The organism is Actinomadura montaniterrae (genome assembly GCF_008923365.1).
Classification (GTDB): domain Bacteria; phylum Actinomycetota; class Actinomycetes; order Streptosporangiales; family Streptosporangiaceae; genus Spirillospora; species Spirillospora montaniterrae.
In genome coordinates this window covers 1-21,503 of record NZ_WBMR01000158.1, presented here as the reverse complement: position 1 = coordinate 21,503, position 21,503 = coordinate 1, and the positions used below count along the sequence as shown (strand labels likewise).

Genomic DNA, 21,503 nt, shown 5'->3' with positions numbered 1-21,503 from the left:
CCGGCGCCCGATGGCGGTCGCGACGGGAGGCCCGGTCCGGTCCGGTGCGGCCGAGGACCCGAGGTGTGTCGCCGTCACCGGCCGGGCCGTGCGGCGAACGGTGCGCGGGACCGGCGGGGCGGTGCTCACGCTGCGTGCCCTTCATCGCCTGCCTCCCCGGTCCGACCTGGGACTTTGCCGTCCCAGGAGCTTGACGTTCACCCTGTGTCACGAACTCGTTGCGGTAAGTACCCGCACGTCATGAGGGCGTAAACCGGGGGTGCGCAAAGAATCGTGATCGCGAAGCGGTCTTTGCCAGCGCATTGCCCGGTGACAGGCGGACGATCCGCTACGCCCGGCCGCCCCGGCCACGGAGCGTGAGCGCCGAGGCGCACAGCAGCACGCCGCGCGTGGTGCGCGGGTCGGCGCCGGTGAGGCGGGCGATGCGGGCGAGCCGGTTGTCGACGGTGTTGGGGTGCACGGCGAGCGCGGCGGCCGCCCTCCGCCGGTCCATGTCCGCGTCGAGGAACGCACGGAGCGTGTCCAGCAGCTCGGGGCGGGCATCGAGCGGGGCCAGCGCGGCGGCGACGGCCGGGCCGCTGTCGCCGGGACCGGTGAGGTGGTAGTCGAGCAGCACGTCGCCCAGCTCGTACACGCCGGCGGGGCGTCCGGCCGCCTGCGCGATGCCGGCGATCCGGGCCGCCCGCCGGGACGCGTCGGGGACGTCCGCCGTGCCCTCGGAACGGGCCGCGCCCGCGATCACCGGCCCGGCCGCGGTGCCCGCGGCGGTGAGCAGCCGCTCCAGGTCGGTGAGCCGGGCCGCGGCGGCCGACGGCAGCAGGACGTGTACCCCGCGCTCGTCCCGCAGCATCAGCGGCGCCCCCTCGCCGAACCCTTCGAGCCCCGCCCGGATCCGCCGCAGCACGCGGCGCTCGGCGATGCCCGCGCCCGCCGTCGCGCCGGCGGCCGGGCCGTCGCCCGCGCCGGCGAAGCGCAGGTGGAGCACCAGGTAGGCGTCCGCGAGCGGGATCCCGAACCGGTCCGCCGTCGCGCGCGCCGGCTCCCCGGCGAGCAGCGCCCGCGCCAGCTCCCGGACGGCCTCGCGCCGCTCGTCCAGGATCGCCGCCCGCTCCGCCTGGTACGCCTCCGTCACCGCGACGACGACCCGGTTCGTGCCGCGCAGCTGGAGCCGCGCCAGCATCGGCAGCGCGGCCAGCTCGCCGGGGCGGGCCTCGGCGACCAGCGCGTCCCAGATGACCTCGGCGCCGATGTAGTACGAGGCCAGCAGGTGCGCCAGCGGCATGCCCTCCTCGGCGCGCTGCGCGGCGCGCTCGCGGAACAGCCGCAGATCGTCCTCGTCCACCGGCGCGCCCTCGGCCATCCGCAGGAACTGCCGGATCGCGTAGCGCGCGGTCGCCGCGATCTCCACGTCCCGCATGTCCGCGGGCAGGTCCGCGTAGTCGGGGATCGCGGCGAAGCGCCGCTGCGTCAGCTCCCGCGCGAGCCGGTTCACCTGCCCTTCGCAGCGCGCCGCCAGATCCGCCGCGACCTGCCGCACCCGGTCCTTCTCGATGACGACCTCCCGCGCCGATTGTGACATGTCACAGCCGAACCGGACGAACGCGGGAGAAGTGCCGGTTGCCGCGGCGCACCGGCCCGCAGGAGGGTGATCCGTACCACCCCGCCGCCCGAACGGAGCACCGCCGCATGGCCGACCCGCCCGCGCCGACCCGCCGCGCCCGGACGATCCTGGCGCTGCTCGTCCTCTTCATGATGATCAACTTCATGGACAAGACCGTCCTCGGGCTGGCGGGCAAGCACATCCGCGACGACCTCGGGCTGTCCGACACCGCGTTCGGCTCCATCGGCAGCGCGTTCTACCTGCTGTTCAGCGTGTCCGGCATCGTCGTCGGGTTCCTCGCCGACCGGGTGCCGGCGCGCCGGCTGCTGGCCGTCCTCGTCGTGGTGTGGAGCGCGTCCCAGCTGGTCATCGGGCTGCCCGCGGCCGGGCTCGGCGCCCTGCTCGTCACCCGCGTCACGCTCGGGGCGGCCGAGGGGCCCGCGTTCGCGACCGCCAACCACACCGCGTTCGGCTGGTTCCCCGACCGCGACCGCGCCCTGCCGAGCAGCCTGCTCACCGTCGGCGGCGCCGCCGGCGTCGCGATCGGCGCGCCGCTGCTCGCGGTCGTCGTCACCCGGTTCGGCTGGCGCGCCGCGTTCGCCCTCACCGGCGTCCTCGGCGTCCTGTGGACGCTCGCCTGGCTCGGCCTCGGCGGCGAGGGCCCCTACGCGTCCCGCACGGAGCCCGCGCCGGACGAGCCGCGCGTCCCGTACCGGCGCCTTCTCACCCGCGGCACCGTCCTCGGCGGCCTCGCCGCCGGATTCGCCGGGTTCTGGACGATGGCCGTCGCCGTCACCTGGCTGCCGCAGTACCTCCAGCGCGTGCACGGCATCGCGCTGGAGAAGGCGAGCCTCATCGCCGCCGGGACGCAGGTCGTCGGCATCGCGTTCATGCTCGCCATCGGCTACGCCTCCACCCGCATGATGCGCGCCGGACGGACCAGCCGGTCCGCGCGCGGCGTCCTCGGCGGCGCCGCCGTCGTGGTCTCCGGCCTCGCGACGCTGCTGGTCACCCGGGTCGGCGGGGGAGCGGCGCTGATCCTCGTCATGATGATCGCCTTCACCGTCGGGAACGCGTTCTTCGGGCTGATGCAGGCCGCGCTGTCCGAGCTCGTGCCCGCGTCCCGGCGCGGCGCGCTGCTCGGCATCGTCACCGCGGTCGCCTCCACCGCCGGCGCGTTCGGGCCCCTGCTCACCGGCGCGATCGTGGACGCCGCGGCGACCCGCGCGGCCGGTTTCCAGCACGCCTTCGACCTCGGCGCCGCCCTGATGGTCTGCGGCGGGCTGCTCGCCGCCGCGCTGATCCGCCCGTCCCGCGACCGCGCCGCGCTCGACCCGGCGCCCGCCTCCGCCGTGCTCACCCACTGAAAGGACGAACCATGGACATCAAGGACTACGCCGACAGGGTCTGGCGCGGCGCCGCCGACGACAGCATCGTCCACACCGGCATGGGCGGCTCCGGCGTCATCGAGATCGCCGACGGCCTCGGCTGGCAGCCCGGCTTCGGCAACGTCATCGCCTTCCGGAGCCAGGGCGAGCTGATGCTGTTCGACACCGGCAACCAGATGACCGCCGCGAGCCTGCACGACCGCGTCCGCGCCTGGACGTCCGACCCGCTCACGCTCGCGTTCTACTCGCACGGCCACATCGACCACGTCATGGGCATGGGCCCGTTCGACGCCGAGGACGGGCCGCGCCCCCAGGTCGTCGCGCACGAACTCGTCCGCGACCGCTTCGACCGCTACGTCCTCACCGCCGGCTACAACTCCGTCATCAACCAGCGCCAGTTCCAGGCCCCCGGCCTGCGCTGGCCGACCGAGTACCGGCAGCCCGACGTCACCTACCGCGACGCGCTGACCGTCACCCGCGCCGGCCTCACCTTCGACCTCTTCCACGCCAAAGGCGAGACCGACGACGCCACCGTCGCCTACGTCCCCGAGTACAAGCTCCTGCTGCCCGGCGACCTGTTCATCTGGCTCACCCCCAACTGCGGCAACCCGCAGAAGGTGCAGCGCTACCCGCGCGAATGGGCGCACGCCCTGCGCCGCATGGCCGCCCTCGGCGCCGAGATCATGATGCCCTCGCACGGCGCCCCCGTCTTCGGCGCCGACCGCGTCGCGCAGGCCCTCACCGAGACCGCCGAATGGCTCGAGAGCATCATCGACCAGACCCTCGCCATGCTGAACGAGGGCCGCCGCCTCGACGACATCGTCCACGCCGTCGCCCCGCCCGCGCACCTGTCCGACCGCGTCTACCTGCAGGCCAAGTACGACGAGCCCGAGTTCATCGTCCGGAACCTGTGGCGCATGTACGGCGGCTGGTACGACGGCAACCCCGCCCACCTCAAGCCCGCCCGCGACGCCGACCTCGCCCGCGCGGTCGCGTCCCTCGCCGGCGGCGCCGCCAAGGTCGCCGACGCCGCCCGCCGCGCCGCCGCCGACGGCGACCTGCGCCTCGCCGCCCACCTCGCCGAGATGGCCGTCCAGGCCGACCCGGACGACGCGTCCCTGCACGAGGCCCGCGCCGAGGTCTACGCCGCCCGCGCCGAGTCGGAGCCGTCCCTCATGGCCACCGGCGTCTTCAAATGGGCGGCCGACGAGTCCCGCCGCGCCACCGGCCAGGCCGAAACCCCCACCACCCTCGGCAAACTGATCTCCTGACCGCCCCTACCCGGCGAGCCGGGCGATCGACCGAGCGAGTTCGGAGGCGACCCGCCAGGCCCGGCGCCGCAGCTCGGCGGCCCGGGTGTCGGCCTTGTGCTGGTCGCCGGGTGCGGTCGAGACCAGCACGGTCACGTTGCGGGCGCGGAAGAAGACGTCGCTCTGACCGAGGGAGCGGTCCAATGGTGATTGGAGGCCCTCGTCGCCGACAGGCACCGGATCCCAGGCGCCGGTGTTCCTGTACTTCTTCATGTCGGCGAACATCTCTGTCGCATAGGCGGTCGCGTTCTCGGTCATAGCGGGATGGTGAAGTTCGATGCCCAACGCCGTCAGGTCCTTGTCCCAAGTGCGCCGATGGGGTGTGTACAGGTAGCAGGTCCAGCGGTCGATGTAGGTGCTCGCCTCGTCCTGCCTGCACTCGGAGTCCTCGTCGGCCGCGAACCGCATCTCCTTGCGGAGCCCGGCGGACAGCAGGGTTCGCGGATCCGGTACGCGCTGCACCTCGCCGGGCCGGAAACCCAGCGATGGCTCGGGTGCGGGACGTGTGGACGCGGCGGTCGGGAAGTGCGCCTCCGGTCTCGAACAGCCGCCTAGGAAAGCCGCCGCGAGGACGGCACTGGCGAGGATGGCATGGGTGCGGCGGTGACCGGCCATCAGACGACTCCTCGTCGGGGGGACGGAGACTCCGGAACCCTACCGACCGGCCAGCCGGGCGAGGGCGGTGTCCAGCGGTTGGGCGTTGGCCGGTGGCGTGGTGGTGAGGTCCCACCACCGGATCGCGCTGATCTCGTCGTTGGGGACGAAGTGGTGGCGGGCGGGGACCTGGCCCGTGTAGATGGCGGCGTACTCGTCGCGGGGCGGGGCGACGAGGCGGAAGCGGGCGTGGCCGGTGAGGGTGAGGGCGGGGAGGTGGAGGCCGGTCTCCTCGTGGAGTTCCCGGACGGCCGCCTGCAGGGGCGTCTCGCCGGGCTCGATCCGGCCGCCCGGGAGTTCCCACTGGCGGCGGTGGCGGTCGAAGACCAGGAGGACGGACGTCCCGTGGCGGACGGCGACTAGGGCGGCGGGCATCGGGGCGTCGTCGGGGGTGTTGGACGTGGATACGGCAGGCAGGAACGCGGTCAGGGTGTTGCCGTTCGCGTCCGTCGCCAGGGCCCGGCTCATGGGGTCGAGGGTAGGCGGACGTTGATCGCTGAGAGCGAACGTTGCTGAGGAAATTAATAGCTGCTCCGTTTTCTTGAGTGTGTATGACTCAACTTGGTGTTGGGTTCCCGGGCGACCGGGACGGTCCCTCCCGAGGGGGCCGCGACGACGGACTTGGAGCTGAGCATGAGCGAGACCCTGACGCTGCCGGTGCTGCCCCTGGACGACGGGGCCGTTCTGCCGGGCATGGTGGTGCCCCTCGACCTGTCCGAGAGCGGCGAGGTCCGGGCGGCCGTCGAGGCCGCGAAGGCGGTGGCGCAGCCCAAGGGGCCCGGCATCCGGTCGGCGGGCAAGCCGCGGGTGCTGCTGGTGCCGCGGGTGAACGGGCAGTACGCGGGCGTCGGCACCCTCGGCGTCATCGAGCAGGAGGGACGGCTGCCGGGCGGCGAGCCCGGCGTGGTCGTCCGCGGCGTGCAGCGGGTGCGGATCGGGACCGGGACGACGGGGCCCGGCGCGGCGCTGTGGGTCGAGGGCACCGCGATCGAGACGCCGCCGGCGAACGGGCGCGCGCAGGAGCTGGCCAAGGAGTACAAGGGCCTGGTCAGCGCCATCCTGCAGAAGCGCGGCGCGTGGCAGGTCGTCGACGTGGTGCAGCAGATCGACGACCCCTCGACGCTGGCCGACAACGCCGGGTACGCGCCGTACCTGACGACCGAGCAGAAGGTCGAGGTGCTGGAGACGGTCGACGTCGTCGAGCGGCTCGAGCTGGTCATCGGCTGGACGCGCGACCACCTCGCCGAGCTGGACGTCGCGGAGACGATCCGCAAGGACGTCCAGGAGGGCATGGAGAAGACCCAGCGGGAGTTCCTGCTGCGGCAGCAGCAGGAGGCCATCCGCAAGGAGCTGGCCGAGCTGAACGGCGACCCGGCGGACGAGGAGGACGACTACCGCGCCCGGATCGAGGCCGCGAACCTCCCCGAGAAGGTCCGCGAGGCGGCGCTGAAGGAGGTCGACAAGCTGGAGCGGTCGTCCGACGCGTCGCCGGAGGGCGGCTGGATCCGCACGTGGCTGGACACCGTCCTCGACATCCCGTGGAACGAGCGGACCGAGGACGCCTACGACATCGCGGGCGCGCGGAAGACCCTGGACGCCGACCACGCCGGCCTCGACGACGTGAAGGAGCGCATCATCGAGTACCTGGCGGTGCGCAAGCGCCGCGAGGACCGCGGCCTCGGCGTCGTCGGCGGGCGCCGCAGCGGCGCCGTCCTGGCGCTGACCGGTCCCCCCGGGGTCGGCAAGACCTCGCTGGGCGAGTCGGTCGCGCGGGCCATGGGACGGCGGTTCGTGCGCGTGGCGCTCGGCGGCGTCCGGGACGAGGCGGAGATCCGCGGCCACCGGCGCACCTACGTGGGCGCGCTGCCGGGACGGATCGTCCGGGCGATCCGCGAGGCGGGCTCGATGAACCCCGTCGTGCTGCTGGACGAGGTCGACAAGGTCGGCGCCGACTACCGGGGCGACCCGACCGCGGCGCTGCTGGAGGTCCTCGACCCCGAGCAGAACCACACGTTCCGCGACCACTACCTGGAGGTCGAGCTCGACCTCAGCGACGTGCTGTTCCTCGCGACCGCGAACGTGGTGGAGGCGATCCCCGGGCCGCTGCTCGACCGGATGGAGCTCGTCCAGCTGGACGGCTACACCGAGCACGAGAAGGTCACGATCGCCCGCGACCACCTGCTGCCGCGCCAGCTCGACAAGGCCGGACTGGAGCCGTCGGAGGTGACGTTCGGCGACGACGCGCTGCGGCTGCTGGCCGCCGAGTACACCCGCGAGGCGGGCGTCCGGTCGCTGGACCGGTCGATCGCGCGGGTGCTGCGGAAGGTCGCCGCGAACGTCGCGCTGGAGAAGGCGGAGCTGCCGGTCGCGATCGGCGCGGACGACCTGAAGGCCTACCTCGGCCGTCCCCGGTTCACCCCGGAGGTCGAGCTGAGCAGGTCCGAGCGGCGGACGGGCGTGCCGGGCGTCGCGACGGGCCTGGCGGTCACCGGCGCGGGCGGCGACGTGCTCTACATCGAGGCGTCGCTGGCCGACAAGGAGACCGGTGACACCGGCGTGACGCTGACCGGGCAGCTCGGCGACGTCATGAAGGAGTCGGCCCGGATCGCGCTCAGCTACCTGCGCTCGCGCGGCGCGGAGCTGGAGCTGCCGGTCGGCGACCTGAAGGACCGCGGCGTGCACGTCCACGTGCCCGCCGGCGCGATCCCGAAGGACGGCCCGAGCGCGGGCATCACCATGACGACGGCGCTGGCATCCCTGCTGTCGGGGCGGCCGGTCCGGTCGGACGTGGCGATGACCGGCGAGGTGTCGCTGACCGGGCGGGTGCTGCCGATCGGCGGCCTGAAGCAGAAGCTGCTGGCCGCGTCCCGGCTCGGCATCACCACCGCGATCGTGCCGAAGCGCAACGAGCCGGACCTCGAGGACGTCCCGGCCGAGGTGCTCGACACCATGACCGTCCACGCCGTCAGCGACGTGCGCGAGGTGCTGGACCTGGCCCTGGAGCCGGCCACCACGCCCGTGGCGGTCTGACCCGGCGAACGCGGAACGCCCGCACCGGAGCCTCCGGTGCGGGCGTTCCGCGCCGTCAGGCCAGGTCGGTCTTGATGATCTTCTCGATGTTCCGCTCGGCCAGCGCGGTGATGGTGACGAACGGGTTGACGCCGGTGCTGCCCGGGACGAGCGACCCGTCGATCACGTAGAGGCCGGGGTGGCCGGGCAGCCGCCCGTAGCCGTCGGTGGCCTTGCCGAGGACGCAGCCGCCGAGCGGGTGGTAGACGAAGTCGTCGCCCCAGACCTTGTTGACGCCGAACATGTCCGACCGGTAGACGGTGACCGCCTTGCTGTTGATCTTGTCGAAGACGCGCTTGGCGGCGTCGATGGACGGCTGCGTCCAGGACGACTGCCACGACAGGTCGACCTTGCCGGTGCCGGAGTTGAAGGTGAACGTCCCCCGGTTCGGGTTCTTCGTGATCGCCAAGTAGAGGCTGACCCACAGTTCCGTGCCGGCCGGGAACGGGGCGATCTCGGCGAAGACCGGGCCGTTCGGGTCGCTCCAGTTGTCGATGCCCATCGCGGGGATGGTGGACTGGTCGGCGCCGGTGGTGTCCCAGACGTGGTTGGCGCGGGCGACCATCACGTTCCCGTTGTTGCCCCAGCCGGCGCCCACCGCGTCGGGCAGGTTCGGCAGCCGGCCCTGCGCCTTCATGGCGACCAGCAGCTTGGGCGTGCCGACGCTGCCCGCCGCGAAGAACACCCGGTCCGCCGTCACGGTCTTGCGCGCGACGGTGTTGCCGGCCGTGTCGATCTGCGTCATCTCGACCGTGTAGCCGCCGCCCGCGGCGGGCGCGACGCCGGTGACGGTGTGCAGCGGGCTGATGGTCAGCCGCCCGGTCGCGGCCGCCGCGGCGAGATAGGTCTTGTCCAGCGACCGCTTCCCGTAGTTGTTGCCGTAGATGACCTCCTGCGCGAGCGCCGACTTCGGCTTCGTGCCGGCGTCCTCCTGCTTCATGTAGCCGAAGTCGTAGACGTTCGGGACGAACGTGGTCCCGAACCCGGCGGCCTGGGCGCTGTCCCGCCCGACCCGCGCGAACTTGTACCACTTCGTGGACTCGAACCAGGACGTGTCGATGCTGTTGACGCCCAGCGCCGCGTTCGCGCGCGGGAAGTACGTGCCGTACATCTCGTCCGCGTTGACCGACGGCAGGATCTCCTCGAAGTACGCGCGCTTGGGCGTGACGGCCATGCCGCCGTTCACCAGCGAGCCGCCGCCGACGCCGCGCCCCTGGTAGACGCGCGTGTGGGCGAACGCCTCGGAGTCCAGGACGCCCGCGTACCGGTCGATGTTCTTGTTGGCGTCGACGCCGAGGAAGTAGCCGACGGGCTGGTCGGTCCGGGTGCGGAACCAGTAGGACCGCCCGTCCGGCTTGAGCAGCGAGCTGAACACCTTCCCGTCCGAGCCGGGCGCCGTCCAGCTCTGCCCCATCTCGACGATGTGGGTGGCGATGCCCGCCTGGGTGAGCCGCAGCGCGGCGACCGCGCCGCCGTACCCGCTGCCGATGACCAGCGCCGGCACGTGGTCGCCGTCCGCGATGGCGTTGCCCGGCGCGGCAGCGGCGGCGGTCCGCCACGAGGGCAGGAGCAGCGCTCCGGCCGCGACCCCGGCTCCGGTGAGGAACCGGCGGCGGGTGATTCCCGAATCGACGGCATGCTGCCGCCCGTGACCGGCCATGACGCAACCTCTCTCACTGATGACGTTCCGTGAGGGGGCCTCGCGCCGGGCACCCGCGATCGGATGTGACTCCGATCACGGCGAATCATGCGCTTGCTTGGTCAGTCCTGTCAACGGCCGGTTCCGGCACATTTCGGACACTCCATAATCCGCTGCCGGGACCCGGGAACCGCGCCCGTAATCCGCGGGCTCGCATAGCCGGCGGCGGAACCGGGGACCAGCGCGAGATGCTGGTGGAGATGTGGCAGCCCGCGGAACGCGGCGAAAAGGTGGCCTGGTACGTTCTCGTCTTCCGGGCGTTCGTGGTGGCGGTCGCGCTCGCCATTCTCGGCGTCTTCTTCTATTTCGCCTTCCGGCTCACGCTGACGCCCGTCCAGGACCATGGCCAGGCCGGCGGTAACCTCCATCCCGGGCGATCGCTCCGCTTCTATATGGACCGCCCGACGAAGGAGGCCTTCCTGCAGATCGGCGGGAACCTGGCGCTGCTCGCGCCGCTCGGCGTCCTTTTGCCGATCGTCTGGAAGTCCCTGCGCGGGCCCGTCCGCCTCGCGCTCCTGACCGGCGCGTTCTCGCTGGCGATCGAGACCGTCCAGGGCGCCGTCGTGATGGGCCGCGCCTTCGACATCGACGACGTCATCCTCAACGTCGCCGGCGTGATGATCGCCTACATTCTGCTGGGCCGCCGCCTCTCGAAAACCCTGCGCGGCACCTGAGAAAAGGCCCGACTTCTACCCGCGCTTCGGCTCCTATTGTCGAAGCATTACGGAACGGCGATGCCGCGCATGGTCGATGGCGCCTGACCGCGGAGCCCGCCGGCGCCTGACGGCGCCGGCGCGTTCAGCGCGGCGTGAGGCGGAACACGCGCAACTGGCGGTCGGCGCGTTCCACGTAGCGGTCGTAGACGGGCCAGACCGCGGTCAGGCGCGGCCAGGCCTCGGCGCGTTCGGCGTCGTCCAGCAGGTGGGCGGTCACCGGGGTGGTCGCCCCGCGGAAGCTCACCTCGGCGTCGGGGTTCTTGATGAGGTTGCCGGTCCAGGCCGGGTGCTTCTCGCGGCCGAAGTTCGAGCCGACGACGAGCCAGCCGTCGCCGTCGGGCAGGCAGGCGAGGGGCGTCTGCCGGCGCAGGCCGCTGACCGCGCCGGTGCTGGTCAGAACGAGGCTCGGGACGAGGAGCTGGCCGAGCATGGCGCGCCCGCCGGTGAGCCTGTGCAGGGTCCGGTCGACGGGCGGGACGATCTTCGGGCCGACCTTGGCGAACCAGCGGGCGCCGGAGATCCGCTGGAACACCGGGCCCAGGGTCCGCTGGATCAGGGTCGGCTGGGCCATCTTCCGCTCCTCGGTGGCGAGCCGGCCGGCCCGGCGGGGGTTCAGGTGTCCGCTCCCGGCCAGCCAGCGCAGGGCGTCCGCGACCGTCTCCTCGACGGGCCGCAGGGTGAGGTCCAGCGCGTCGAGCATCGGGCGGTCGTCGGTCGGGACGAGCGTGACCATGAACTCGGCGGCGTCGCGGGTGAGCGGGTAGTCGAACGGGCGGACGCGCTTGGCGGCGTCGAGCGCGGAGCCGAGCGCGAGCATCGCGCCGCTCGGCACCCGGACCCGGCGGCACTTCACGCCGGTCAGCGCGTCGCAGAGGTCGGCGTACTGCGGCCAGGTGAGGTAGTGGCCGCCGAGCACCCACCGGCGCGGCCCTTCCGGGTTTTCGACCGTGCGGGCCAGGGCGGTGGCGAGGTCGCGGACGTCGATGACGGACACGCCGCCGCCGGGCAGCGGCCACAGCTTGCCGAGCGCGGCGGCGAGCCCCTCGTTCAGCGCGTCGAGGTGGGGCTGGTCGGGCCCGCAGACGCCGCCGGGGTAGACGATCGTCACGGGCGCGCCGCCGTCCTGGAGGCCGCGGACGTAGTTCTCGGCCTCCAGCTTGGAGCGGCCGTAGCCGGTGCGGGGGCTCGCGAGCGGCGCGCCGGCGGTGATGACGGGGCCGGACGGGGGAACGAAGACCCCGATCGTGGACACGTGCACGATGGAGGACAGGCCGTGCTCGACCGCGCCGCCGATGACGTTGCGGGTGCCGGTGACGTTGACCTCGACGAGGTCGCGGTGGGGTCCGGTGACGCCGATCGCGGCGGCGGCGTGGATCGCGGCGTCGCAGCCGTCCAGCGCGTCGGCCACGGCGGCGGCGTCGAGCATGTCGCCCGGCAGCAGTTCGACCTCCTCGGCGTGGACGCCGACGGCCTGGAGCACCTTGACGGTCTTGCCGGGGTCGCGGACGAGCGCGCGCGGGCGGTGGCCCGCGGCGAGCAGGGCGCGGACGGTGTGAGAGCCGACGAACCCGGAGGCGCCGGTGACGAGGACCCGCATGGCATCAAACTAGCGCTTGGTGTTCACGGTGCGACAGCCCGGGGCGGGCCCGCCGCCAGCCTAGTCGGCCGGGTTTCGGACACTTCATTTACCGGCGGCGCGCACGCCCGGCCGTTGACGCCCCTGGAACGCTCCAGCACACTCGGGACTCACCTGGACCGCCGACCGGGGAGGGGTTCCATGAGGATCGGACTGGCCGGCGCGGGGCGCATCGGTGCGCGCCACGCCGCGGCCCTGTGCGAACTGCCCGAGGTGGAGGCGCTGGTCGTCGCCGACGCGGACGCCGCCCGAGCCCGCGCCCTCGCGGCCCGCCTCATGAGCGCTCCTGGCGGGCCGCCGGGCTTGGCGGGCGTCCGGGCCGTGGACGAGGTCGGGGAGTTGTTCTCCGCCGGGCTGGACGGTCTCGTGGTGGCGGCGGCGACGGACGCGCACGCCGATCTGGTGGAGCGGGCACTCTCGGCCGGATTGCCCGTCTTCTGTGAGAAGCCCCTTGCCTCCGATCTTGATGGAACGTTCCAAATCGTCGCGTCCGCGAAGAAGGCCGGAGTCCCGGTCCAGGTCGGGTTCCAGCGCCGCTTCGACGCCGGGAACGCGGCGGCCCGCGAGGCGCTCGCGTCCGGGCGGCTCGGCTGGCTGCACACCGTCCGGTCGTGCAGCTTCGACCCCGCGCCGCCGCCCGCCGAGTACGTCCCGACGTCCGGCGGGCTGTTCCGCGACTGCGTCATCCACGACCTCGACCTGATCCGGTTCGTCACCGGCCGCGACGTCGTCCGGGTGATGGCGTCCGGCGCCAACCGCGGCGAGGACTTCTTCCGCGAGAACGGCGACGTCGACACCGGGTCCGCGCTGCTCGTCCTGGACGACGGGACGCTCGCGCAGGTGTCGGCCACCCGCTACAACGCCGCCGGGTACGACGCCCGCCTGGAGCTGTTCGGCTCCAAGGACAGCATCGTCGCCGGCCTGGACGAGCGGACGCCCGTCACCGCGGTGCCCGAGCACGACGAGGAGCCCCGCGACCCCTACGCCGGGTTCCTCGAACGCTTCTCCGACGCCTATGACGCCGAACTGCGCGCCTTCGTCGACGTCGTCGCGGGGCGGCGCGCCAACCCCTGCCCGCCCGAGGACGCCCTGGAGGCGTTCTACCTGGCCGAGGCCTGCGAGCTGTCCATGCGCGAGGGCCGCATCGTCGGAGCCGAGGAGGTGCGGCGATGAGGATCGCCGGCGCGCCGATCTCGTGGGGCGTGTGCGAGGTGCCGGGCTGGGGCCACCAGATGGCGCCCGCGCGCGTGCTCGCGGAGATGCGCGACCTCGGGCTCTCCGCCACCGAACTCGGCCCGGACGGGTTCCTGCCGGCGGCGCGCGACGAGCGGGAGGCGCTGCTGTCGTCGTACGGGCTGGGGCTCGTGGGGGCGTTCGTCCCGGTCGTCCTGCACGACCCGGACCACGACCCGATGCCGGAGATCGAGCGGGCGCTCGACGGCATGAGCGGCGTGCTCGTGCTGGCCGCCGCGACCGGCCTCGCGGGCTACGACGGGCGGCCCGCCCTGGACACCCGGGCCTGGGCGACGCTGCTGTCCAACCTCGACGCGATCACGGCGCGGGCGTCCCGGCGCGGCCGGCTCGCGGCGCTGCACCCGCACGTCGGGACGGTCGTGGAGACCCGCGCGGACGTCGAGCGGGTGCTGTCGGGGTCCGGCGTGCCGCTGTGCCTGGACACCGGGCACCTGCTCGTCGGCGGCACCGACCCGGCGTGGCTGACGCGGTTCGCGGCCGCGCGGATCGCGCACGTCCACCTCAAGGACGTCGACGCGGCGCTCGCGGCCCGGGTGCTCGGCGGCGAGGTCGCCTACTCCGACGCGGTCCGCGACGGCCTCTACCGGCCGCTCGGGGAGGGCGACGTCGACATCTCCGGCATCATCGCGACCCTGGAGGGCGCCGGATACGGAGGCTGGTACGTGATGGAGCAGGACGCGGTCCTGGCGGAGGAGCCCGCGCCGGGCGCCGGACCGTACGACGACGTCCGCCGCAGCCTGGACTACCTCGCGAAGGCGGCCCGATGAGCCATGACCTGATCACGATGGGGCGGGTGAGCGTCGACATCTACCCGGACCAGGTGGGCAGGCCGCTGGAGGACGTCGAGTCGTTCGGGAGGTACCTCGGCGGCAGTCCCACGAACGTCGCGGTCGCGGCGGCCCGGTACGGGCGCAGGACCGCGGTGATCACGCGGACCGGGGACGACCCGTTCGGCCGGTACGTCCACAAGGCGCTCAAGGAGTACGGGGTGGACGACCGGTTCGTCACGTCCGTCCCCGGGCTGCCGACGCCGCTGGCGTTCTGCGAGATCTTCCCGCCGGACGACTTCCCGCTGTACTTCTACCGCTATCCGAAGGCACCCGACCTGGAGATACATCCGCACGAGCTGGACATGGAGGCGATCGGGCGGGCCCGGATCGTCTGGGCGACGGTGACGGGCCTGTCGCAGCAGCCGAGCCGCGAGGCGACGCTGCTCGCGCTCGGCGCGCACACCGGCCACGCCGTCATCGACCTCGACTACAGGCCGATGCTGTGGGACGACCCGGGGGAGGCGCCGCACTGGGCGGGCCGGGCCCTGGAACGGGCGACGGTCGCCGTCGGCAACCTGGAGGAGTGCGAGGTCGCGGTGGGGGAGCGGGAGCCGGAGGCGGCCGCCCGCGCCATCCTCGACCGCGGCCCGGAGCTCGCCATCGTGAAGATGGGACCGGACGGCGTCCTCGCCGCGACCCGCGAGGAGACGGTGCGGGTGCCGCCGGTCAAGGTGGACGTGGCGAACGGGCTCGGCGCGGGCGACGCGTTCGGCGGCGCGGTCTGCCACGGCCTGCTGTCGGGCTGGGACCTGGAGCGGATCATCGCGTTCGCGGGCGCGGCCGGCGCGATCGTCGCGTCCCGCATCGCCTGCTCCGCCGCGATGCCGGACGAGGCCGAAGTGGACGCGCTGCTGGCGGAAGGGGCGATCGGATGAAGCATCACCTGCCGGCGGGTTCCGCCGCGGAGGGGCCGTACGGGGTCGTCGTGACGCCGGAGTCGGCGGGCTGGGCGCACACGGCGCTGCGCGTCCTCGACCTGCCCGACCCGGGCGGGCACACGTTCGGCACCGGCGACTTCGAGATGATCGTCCTGCCGCTGGCCGGGTCGTGCGCGGTGGAGTGCGAGGGCGAGCGGTTCGAGCTGGACGGCCGCGCCGACGTCTTCAGCCGGGTCGGCGACTTCGCGTACGTGCCGCGCGACGCGCGGGTGACCGTCCGGGGACGGGGCCGGTTCGCGCTCGCCGCGGCCCGCTGCCAGGCGCGCCTGGAGCCCCGCTACGGGCCAGCCGAGGACGTGCCCGTCGAGCTGCGCGGCGCGGGACCGGCGAGCCGCCAGGTCAACAACTTCGGCACGCCCGAGGGGTTCCCGTTCGCCGAGAAGCTGATCGCGTGCGAGGTGCTCACGCCGGGCGGCTGCTGGTCGTCGTTCCCGCCGCACAAGCACGACGAGGAGGGGCCGGACGAGGCGGTCCTCGAGGAGATCTACTACTTCGAGGTCGCCGGTGACGGCGGCATGGCCTACCAGCGCGTTTACGGCACGCCGGACCGGCCGATCGACGTGCTCGCGGAGGTGCGCGGAGGGGACGTCGTGCTGATCCCGCACGGCTGGCACGGCCCGTCGATGGCGGCGCCGGGCCACGACCTGTACTACCTGAACGTGATGGCCGGGCCGTCGCCGGAGCGCGCGTGGCGGATCTGCGACGATCCCGCGCACGCGTGGGTCCGCGGGACCTGGCAAGGGCAGGCCGTCGACCCGCGGCTGCCGCTCACCTCGGCGAAGGGACGCTCATGAGGCTCACGGTCGGGCAGGCCGTCGTCCGTTTCCTCGCGGCGCAGTGGTCGGAGCGCGACGGGGAGGAGCAGCGGTTCTTCCCGGGGTGCTTCGGCATCTTCGGGCATGGGAACGTCGCGGGGATCGGGCAGGCGCTGCTGGAGTACGGCGAGGAGATGCCGTACTACATGGCCCGCAATGAACAGGCGATGGTGCATACGGCGTCGGGGTTCGCGCGCATGAACGACCGGTTGTCGACATTCGCGTGTACGACGTCCATCGGGCCTGGTGCGACGAACATGGTGACGGGTGCGGCGCTGGCGACCATCAACCGGCTGCCCGTGCTGCTGCTGCCGGGTGACATCTTCGCCACCCGTCCGGCCAATCCGGTGCTGCAGGAGCTTGAAGACGCCCGTTCCTACGACGTCTCCGTCAACGACTGCTTCAAGCCGGTGTCGAAGTACTGGGACCGCATCAACCGTCCCGAGCAGCTTCCCAGCGCGCTCATGGCGGCGATGCGCGTGCTCACCGATCCTGCCGAAACCGGGGCCGTCACCTTGGCGCTGCCCCAGGACGTCCAGGCGGAGGCGTACGACTGGCCGGACGAGCTGTTCGCGCGCCGCGTCTGGCGCATCCCGCGCGCGCTTCCGGAACCGGCCGCGCTCGACGAGGCGTGCGCGATCCTCCAGAAGGCCGAACGCCCGCTGATCGTGGCGGGCGGCGGGGTCATCTACTCCGGCGCCACCGACGACCTGCGCGCCTTCGCCGAACGGACCGGCATTCCCGTGGCGGAGACGCAGGCGGGCAAGGGCGCGCTTCCCTGGGACCACTCATGCTCCGTGGGCGCCATAGGCGCGACGGGTACGACGGCCGCGAACGCCCTGGCGCGGGAAGCCGACGTCGTCATCGGCGTAGGGACCCGCTACAGCGACTTCACCACCGCGTCCCACAGCCTCTTCGCCAACCCGCGCGTGCGGTTCGTCAACGTGAACGTGGCGCGGTTCGACGCCGCCAAGCTCGCAGGCACGATGGTCGTGGCGGACGCCCGCGAAGGCATCCGTGGCCTGAACGCCGCCCTCGACGGCTACGCCGTTCCCAACGCGTACAAGCACGAGGCCACCGCGCTCATGGCCCGCTGGAACGCCGCGGTGGACGAGGCGTACGCCCCGCAGGACCGTCCGCTGCCCGCCCAGTCGGAGGTCATCGGCGCCGTCAACGAGGTGAGCGGCCCGCGCGACGTCGTCGTCTGCGCGGCGGGCTCGATGCCCGGCGACCTGCACAAGCTGTGGCGGGCGAGCGACCCCAAGGGCTACCACGTCGAATACGGCTACTCCTGCATGGGCTACGAGATCGCCGGCGGGCTCGGCGTGAAGATGGCCGACCCGTCCCGCGAGGTGTTCGTCATGGTCGGCGACGGGTCGTACCTGATGATGGCGCAGGAGCTCACCACCGCCGTCGCTGAGGGCGTGAAACTCATCGTCGTGCTCGTCCAGAACCACGGGTTCGCCTCGATCGGGAACCTGTCGGAGTCGGTCGGCGCGCAGCGGTTCGGCACCCGCTACCGCGCCCGCACCGGCACCGGGCTCGACGGCGAGCGGCTCCCCGTCGACCTCGCCGCCAACGCCGCCAGCCTCGGCGCCGACGTGCTCCGCGCGTCCGGCGTCAAGGAGCTGCGCGAGGCGCTGCGCCGCGCCCGCGAGAGCGACCGGACGACCGTCGTGCACATCGAGACCGACCCCCTGATCGACGCGCCTGACAGCGAGGCGTGGTGGGACGTCCCGGTCGCCGAGGTCTCGGCGCTCGGCTCCACCCGCGAGGCACGCGGCCGGTATGAGAAGGAGGTCTGGTCGCGCCGCCGCCATCTGTGATCAACTCTCTGTCCCGGCTCACTTTCTCGGGGGAGAATCGGAGAGCGTCCGTATGAAAGGCGTGTTCGCGCGAACGTCGTTCAAGGGCCGTGCACCCGCGAGGGGCCGTGCACCCGGCAGGAGGCTGGCGGTGCTGGCCGTGGCGGGGATGCTGGCGCTCGGCGCGTGCAGCAGCTCCGGCGGCAAGAAGGGCGAGGAGAAGGCGACCGGCGGGAACGGGCCCCGGCTGAAGATCGCGATGGTCACCCACTCGGCGCCCGGCGACACCTTCTGGGACATCGTCCAGAAGGGGGCGAAGGCGGCCGCCGCCAAGGACAACGTCCAGTTCCTGTACTCGGCCGACCCGGACGGGGGCAAGCAGGCGCAGCTCGTCCAGACCGCGATCGACCAGAAGGTCGACGGCATCATCGTCACCCTCGCCAAGCCCGACGCGATGAAGGACGTGCTGGCCCGCGCCACCGCCGCGAAGATCCCCGTCGTGTCGATCAACTCCGGCGCGGAGGACTCGGCGAAGCTCGGCGCGCTCGCGCACTTCGGCCAGGACGAGTCGATCGCCGGCGAGGCGGCCGGCACGGAGCTGGCGAAGATCGGCGTGAAGAAGGCGCTGTGCGTGGTGCACGAGCAGGGCAACGTCGGGCTGGAGAGCCGCTGCGCCGGCGCGAAGAAGACCTTCTCCGGCCAGCTGCAGAACCTGTACGTGCAGGGCAGCGACATGCCGCAGGTCAAGTCGTCCATCACCGCGAAGCTCCAGTCGGACAAGGGCATCGACGGGATCCTGACGCTCGGCGCCCCGTTCGCCGCGACCGCGGTCGACTCGGTCAAGGAGACGAGCAGCAAGGCCAAGGTCGCCACGTTCGACCTGAACAAGGACCTGATCGCCTCGATCAAGTCCGGTGACATCCAGTTCGCCGTCGACCAGCAGCCCTACCTGCAGGGCTACGAGGCCGTCGACGAGCTGTGGCTCTACAAGACCAACGGCAACGTGCTCGGCGGCGGGCGCCCGGTGCTGACCGGTCCCGCGATCGTCACCAAGGACAACGCCGCCTCGCTGGAGGGCTTCGCCGTCCGGGGGACGCGGTGACGCAGGCGGTCGCCGGGCCGCCCGCGGCCGTGCCGGACGAGCGGCTGGCGCGGGAGTCGCCGCTGCGGCGGCTGCTGCGCCGGCCCGAGTTCGGCGCGCTGCTCGGCGCGGTCGCGGTGTTCGTGTTCTTCTCGCTGGTCGCCGACGCGTTCCTGCAGGCCGACTCGTTCTCGACGGTGCTGTACGCGAGCTCCACGTTCGGGATCATGGCGGTCGGGGTGTCGCTGCTGATGATCGGCGGCGAGTTCGACCTGTCCGCCGGGGTCATGGTGACGACGGCGGCGCTCGTCGCGACGCTGGTCAGCTACCAGCTCACGCTGAACCTGTGGGTCGGCGTCGCGATCTCGCTCGTCGTGACGCTTGCGATCGGGGCGCTCAACGGCCTGCTCTACATCAGGACGGGCCTGCCGAGCTTCATCGTCACTCTCGCCACGTTCTTCATGCTCGCCGGGGCGAACCTCGGCGTGACGAAGGCGGTCACCGGGAACGTCGCGTCCGACTCCGTCCGGGACATGGACGGGTTCGAGAGCGCGCGGAAGGTGTTCGCGTCCGATGTCGACGTCGGCGGCGTCAACGTCAAGATCACCGTGTTCTGGTGGCTGCTGTTCGTCGGGATCGCGACCTGGATCCTGCTGCGCACCCGCGCCGGGAACTGGATCTTCGCGGTGGGCGGCGCGGCCGGCAGCGCCCGCGCGGTCGGCGTCCCCGTCGCCCGCACGAAGATCGGCCTGTTCATGGGCGTGGCGTTCTGCGGCTGGTTCTCCGGGATGCACCTGGTGTTCGCGTTCGCCACCGTCCAGTCGGGCGAGGGCGTCGGCAACGAGTTCAACTACATCATCTGCGCGGTCATCGGCGGCTGCCTGCTGACCGGCGGCTACGGGTCGGCGATCGGCGCGGCGATCGGCGCGTTCATCTTCGGCATGGTGAACAAGGGCATCGTGTACGCCGAGTGGAACCCGGACTGGTTCCGGTTCTTCCTCGGCGCGATGCTGCTCATCGCCACCGTGGTCAACCTGATCGTGCGGCGCAGAGTGGAGCGGTCGGCATGACGGACCCCAAGGACGCGCCGCTCGTCCGGCTGGCCGGCGTCGGCAAGAACTACGGCAACGTCATCGCGCTGCGGGACGTGGACCTGGAGGCGTCCGCCGGCGAGGTGACCTGCGTGCTCGGCGACAACGGCGCCGGCAAGTCCACCCTCATCAAGATCGTCGCCGGGCTGCACCGGCACGACCTCGGCACCTACGAGGTGCAGGGCGAGCCGGTGGCGTTCTCCTCGCCGCGCGACGCGCTCGACCGCGGCATCGCGACCGTCTACCAGGACCTCGCGGTCGTCCCGCTGATGCCGGTCTGGCGGAACTTCTTCCTCGGCTCGGAGAAGCGCAAGGGCTTCGGTCGCATGGACATCACGTTCATGCGCCGCACCGCCAAGCGCGAGATGGCGGCGATGGGCATCGACCTGCGCGACGTCGACCAGCCCATCGGCACGCTGTCGGGCGGCGAGCGGCAGTGCGTGGCGATCGCCCGCGCCGTCTACTTCGGCGCGAAGGCCTTGGTGCTGGACGAGCCGACGGCCGCGCTCGGCGTGAAGCAGGCCGGGACCGTCCTGCGCTACATCGTGCAGGCGCGCGAGCGGGGCCTCGCGGTCATCTTCATCACCCACAACCCGCACCACGCCTACCCGGTCGGCGACCGCTTCCTGATCCTCAACCGCGGCCGCCCGATCGGCTACCGCACCAAGGAGGAGATCACCCGCGAGGAGCTGACCGCCCTCATGGCGGGCGGCGCCGAACTGGAGGAGCTCGCCCACGAACTGGACGCCGCCGTGTCCGGCTCGGGCAGCCGCGCCGCGAAGGAACTCGCGGAGGGCGCCGACCACCTCCGCAAGTCCGACTGACCCCGGGACACGGCGGGCCGCGGGACGGACGGCCCGCCGTGCGCGTCAGGTCCAGGTGGCGTTTGCGAGGATCGCGTCCAGGTTCGGGGTGTTCCACTCGTCGACGATCAGGAACTTCGACTGCGGCAGGCACCACCACCGCTGGACGAACGACACGCCGGTCTTCTGGATCATCTCGGGCCCTGAGGTCAGGCGGATGCAGCTCAGGCGCCACTCGCGGTACTCGGCGTTCCGGCCGCCGATCGGCCGCAGCCCGCTGCGGACGAGTTCGAAGTCGCCGCCGCCGTAGAACAGGTCGGTGTCGGGCGGGCAGACGTGCGACACGTCCGTCTCCGGAGCCCAGGGCTCATCGCGGCGGAAGGTCTGCCAGCCGGTCCTCCCGTCGTTCGACCACGGCTTCGTGATCACGAGGATCCCGGGGCAGTACTTCCAGGCGGCCCCGCCCGGCCAGTCCTTCGGGGTCCGGCAGGCGCCCGGCGTGGTGACGTTGTGGTTCGCGGTGTCCTGCTTCGTGAGGCCCAAGCTCCTCGAACGCCAGCCCGCGGGCACCGTGAGCGTCAGCCGGCCGATGCGCAGCGGTACTCCGGACGGTTTCGGTCGGGCCGTGGTCGGGGCGGTAACGGGGCGGGACGAGTGGTCGGGCTGGGCGGCGCGGTAGGCGGCGGCTCCGCCGATCGTGGTGCCGGCGACGGCGGTCGCGGTGATGGCGACCGCCGCCTTGGTGCCGACGGCCGCGAGCACGCCGCCGGACCCCGCCGCGCCTGCTCCGGCCGCGGCGCCCGCGCCTGCGGCG

At 72.7% G+C, this 21,503-nt stretch carries 18 protein-coding genes; 12 read left to right on the top strand and 6 right to left on the bottom strand.

Features of this window, described 5'->3' with window-relative positions:
* Window positions 1–328 precede the first annotated feature (328 nt).
* Window positions 329–1,579, bottom strand: coding sequence for a helix-turn-helix domain-containing protein (locus F9B16_RS36250; protein WP_151544740.1), 1,251 nt, complete (start codon window positions 1,577–1,579; stop codon window positions 329–331).
* Window positions 1,580–1,686: 107 nt separating this feature from the next.
* Here F9B16_RS36250 and F9B16_RS36245 point away from each other — a divergent pair, with 107 nt between their 5' ends.
* Window positions 1,687–2,967 (top strand): MFS transporter, encoded by a 1,281-nt coding sequence (locus tag F9B16_RS36245; RefSeq protein WP_151544739.1) that lies wholly within the window; start codon window positions 1,687–1,689, stop codon window positions 2,965–2,967.
* Between the two features lie 11 nt (window positions 2,968–2,978).
* On the top strand, window positions 2,979–4,259 hold the full coding sequence (locus F9B16_RS36240) for an alkyl sulfatase dimerization domain-containing protein (protein WP_151544738.1): 1,281 nt from the start codon (window positions 2,979–2,981) through the stop codon (window positions 4,257–4,259).
* Between the two features lie 6 nt (window positions 4,260–4,265).
* Here the strand turns inward: F9B16_RS36240 and F9B16_RS36235 are convergent, their stop codons facing one another.
* A complete protein-coding gene (locus tag F9B16_RS36235; RefSeq protein WP_151544737.1) occupies window positions 4,266–4,913 on the bottom strand; it encodes a hypothetical protein in 648 nt (215 codons plus the stop codon).
* Between the two features lie 39 nt (window positions 4,914–4,952).
* Entirely contained in the window at window positions 4,953–5,420 is a 468-nt protein-coding gene (locus tag F9B16_RS36230) for an NUDIX hydrolase (protein WP_318839277.1), read from the bottom strand.
* Window positions 5,421–5,585: 165 nt separating this feature from the next.
* On the opposite strand from F9B16_RS36230, the gene lon reads away from it, so the two are divergent.
* Window positions 5,586–7,982, top strand: coding sequence for an endopeptidase La (lon, locus tag F9B16_RS36225; RefSeq protein ID WP_151544736.1), 2,397 nt, complete (start codon window positions 5,586–5,588; stop codon window positions 7,980–7,982).
* A gap of 55 nt (window positions 7,983–8,037) precedes the next feature.
* Here the strand turns inward: lon and F9B16_RS36220 are convergent, their stop codons facing one another.
* The gene (locus F9B16_RS36220) at window positions 8,038–9,681 is read right to left on the bottom strand and encodes a GMC oxidoreductase (RefSeq protein WP_151544735.1); all 1,644 of its coding nucleotides are present in this window, start codon (window positions 9,679–9,681) and stop codon (window positions 8,038–8,040) included.
* A gap of 227 nt (window positions 9,682–9,908) precedes the next feature.
* On the opposite strand from F9B16_RS36220, the gene F9B16_RS36215 reads away from it, so the two are divergent.
* Window positions 9,909–10,394 (top strand): VanZ family protein, encoded by a 486-nt coding sequence (locus tag F9B16_RS36215; RefSeq protein ID WP_151544734.1) that lies wholly within the window; start codon window positions 9,909–9,911, stop codon window positions 10,392–10,394.
* 124 nt (window positions 10,395–10,518) lie between these two features.
* On the opposite strand, the gene F9B16_RS36210 is transcribed toward F9B16_RS36215, so the two are convergent.
* Window positions 10,519–12,033, bottom strand: a complete 1,515-nt coding sequence (locus tag F9B16_RS36210) for a nitroreductase/quinone reductase family protein (RefSeq protein ID WP_151544733.1) — start codon at window positions 12,031–12,033, stop codon at window positions 10,519–10,521.
* 180 nt (window positions 12,034–12,213) lie between these two features.
* On the opposite strand from F9B16_RS36210, the gene F9B16_RS36205 reads away from it, so the two are divergent.
* The 8 genes from F9B16_RS36205 to F9B16_RS36170 all read left to right on the top strand — a co-directional run bounded on the left by F9B16_RS36205 (window position 12,214) and on the right by F9B16_RS36170 (window position 20,710).
* On the top strand, window positions 12,214–13,245 hold the full coding sequence (locus F9B16_RS36205) for a Gfo/Idh/MocA family protein (protein ID WP_151544732.1): 1,032 nt from the start codon (window positions 12,214–12,216) through the stop codon (window positions 13,243–13,245).
* Complete coding sequence (locus F9B16_RS36200; RefSeq protein ID WP_151544731.1) at window positions 13,242–14,093, top strand: TIM barrel protein; 852 nt, start codon at window positions 13,242–13,244, stop codon at window positions 14,091–14,093. The genes F9B16_RS36205 and F9B16_RS36200 overlap by 4 nt, the downstream gene beginning before the upstream one ends.
* Entirely contained in the window at window positions 14,090–15,031 is a 942-nt protein-coding gene (gene iolC, locus F9B16_RS36195) for a 5-dehydro-2-deoxygluconokinase (protein WP_151544730.1), read from the top strand. Before F9B16_RS36200 ends, iolC begins: the two co-directional genes overlap by 4 nt.
* Window positions 15,028–15,888, top strand: a complete 861-nt coding sequence (gene iolB, locus F9B16_RS36190) for a 5-deoxy-glucuronate isomerase (protein WP_151544729.1) — start codon at window positions 15,028–15,030, stop codon at window positions 15,886–15,888. Before iolC ends, iolB begins: the two co-directional genes overlap by 4 nt.
* Window positions 15,885–17,735, top strand: a complete 1,851-nt coding sequence (gene iolD, locus F9B16_RS36185; RefSeq protein ID WP_151544728.1) for a 3D-(3,5/4)-trihydroxycyclohexane-1,2-dione acylhydrolase (decyclizing) — start codon at window positions 15,885–15,887, stop codon at window positions 17,733–17,735. Before iolB ends, iolD begins: the two co-directional genes overlap by 4 nt.
* A 130-nt stretch (window positions 17,736–17,865) precedes the next feature.
* Complete coding sequence (locus F9B16_RS36180; protein ID WP_225992242.1) at window positions 17,866–18,816, top strand: sugar ABC transporter substrate-binding protein; 951 nt, start codon at window positions 17,866–17,868, stop codon at window positions 18,814–18,816.
* Window positions 18,813–19,865: an ABC transporter permease gene (locus F9B16_RS36175; RefSeq protein WP_151544727.1), complete on the top strand. Its 1,053-nt coding sequence runs from the start codon at window positions 18,813–18,815 to the stop codon at window positions 19,863–19,865. The genes F9B16_RS36180 and F9B16_RS36175 overlap by 4 nt, the downstream gene beginning before the upstream one ends.
* Window positions 19,862–20,710: an ATP-binding cassette domain-containing protein gene (locus tag F9B16_RS36170; RefSeq protein WP_151544726.1), complete on the top strand. Its 849-nt coding sequence runs from the start codon at window positions 19,862–19,864 to the stop codon at window positions 20,708–20,710. The genes F9B16_RS36175 and F9B16_RS36170 overlap by 4 nt, the downstream gene beginning before the upstream one ends.
* A 45-nt stretch (window positions 20,711–20,755) precedes the next feature.
* Here the strand turns inward: F9B16_RS36170 and F9B16_RS36165 are convergent.
* On the bottom strand, window positions 20,756–21,503 hold a 748-nt coding region (locus F9B16_RS36165), incomplete at its 5' end, for a hypothetical protein (RefSeq protein ID WP_225992241.1).

Excerpts from the sequence above, each read along its gene's own strand:
- F9B16_RS36250 (WP_151544740.1), bottom strand. The coding sequence starts at position 1,579 with ATGTCACAATCGGCGCGGGAGGTCGTCATCGAGAAGGACCGGGTGCGG.
- F9B16_RS36245 (WP_151544739.1), top strand. The coding sequence starts at position 1,687 with ATGGCCGACCCGCCCGCGCCGACCCGCCGCGCCCGGACGATCCTGGCG.
- F9B16_RS36240 (WP_151544738.1), top strand. The coding sequence starts at position 2,979 with ATGGACATCAAGGACTACGCCGACAGGGTCTGGCGCGGCGCCGCCGAC.
- F9B16_RS36235 (WP_151544737.1), bottom strand. The coding sequence starts at position 4,913 with ATGGCCGGTCACCGCCGCACCCATGCCATCCTCGCCAGTGCCGTCCTC.
- F9B16_RS36230 (WP_318839277.1), bottom strand. The coding sequence starts at position 5,420 with ATGAGCCGGGCCCTGGCGACGGACGCGAACGGCAACACCCTGACCGCG.
- lon (WP_151544736.1), top strand. The coding sequence starts at position 5,586 with ATGAGCGAGACCCTGACGCTGCCGGTGCTGCCCCTGGACGACGGGGCC.
- F9B16_RS36220 (WP_151544735.1), bottom strand. The coding sequence starts at position 9,681 with ATGGCCGGTCACGGGCGGCAGCATGCCGTCGATTCGGGAATCACCCGC.
- F9B16_RS36215 (WP_151544734.1), top strand. The coding sequence starts at position 9,909 with ATGCTGGTGGAGATGTGGCAGCCCGCGGAACGCGGCGAAAAGGTGGCC.
- F9B16_RS36210 (WP_151544733.1), bottom strand. The coding sequence starts at position 12,033 with ATGCGGGTCCTCGTCACCGGCGCCTCCGGGTTCGTCGGCTCTCACACC.
- F9B16_RS36205 (WP_151544732.1), top strand. The coding sequence starts at position 12,214 with ATGAGGATCGGACTGGCCGGCGCGGGGCGCATCGGTGCGCGCCACGCC.
- F9B16_RS36200 (WP_151544731.1), top strand. The coding sequence starts at position 13,242 with ATGAGGATCGCCGGCGCGCCGATCTCGTGGGGCGTGTGCGAGGTGCCG.
- iolC (WP_151544730.1), top strand. The coding sequence starts at position 14,090 with ATGAGCCATGACCTGATCACGATGGGGCGGGTGAGCGTCGACATCTAC.
- iolB (WP_151544729.1), top strand. The coding sequence starts at position 15,028 with ATGAAGCATCACCTGCCGGCGGGTTCCGCCGCGGAGGGGCCGTACGGG.
- iolD (WP_151544728.1), top strand. The coding sequence starts at position 15,885 with ATGAGGCTCACGGTCGGGCAGGCCGTCGTCCGTTTCCTCGCGGCGCAG.
- F9B16_RS36170 (WP_151544726.1), top strand. The coding sequence starts at position 19,862 with ATGACGGACCCCAAGGACGCGCCGCTCGTCCGGCTGGCCGGCGTCGGC.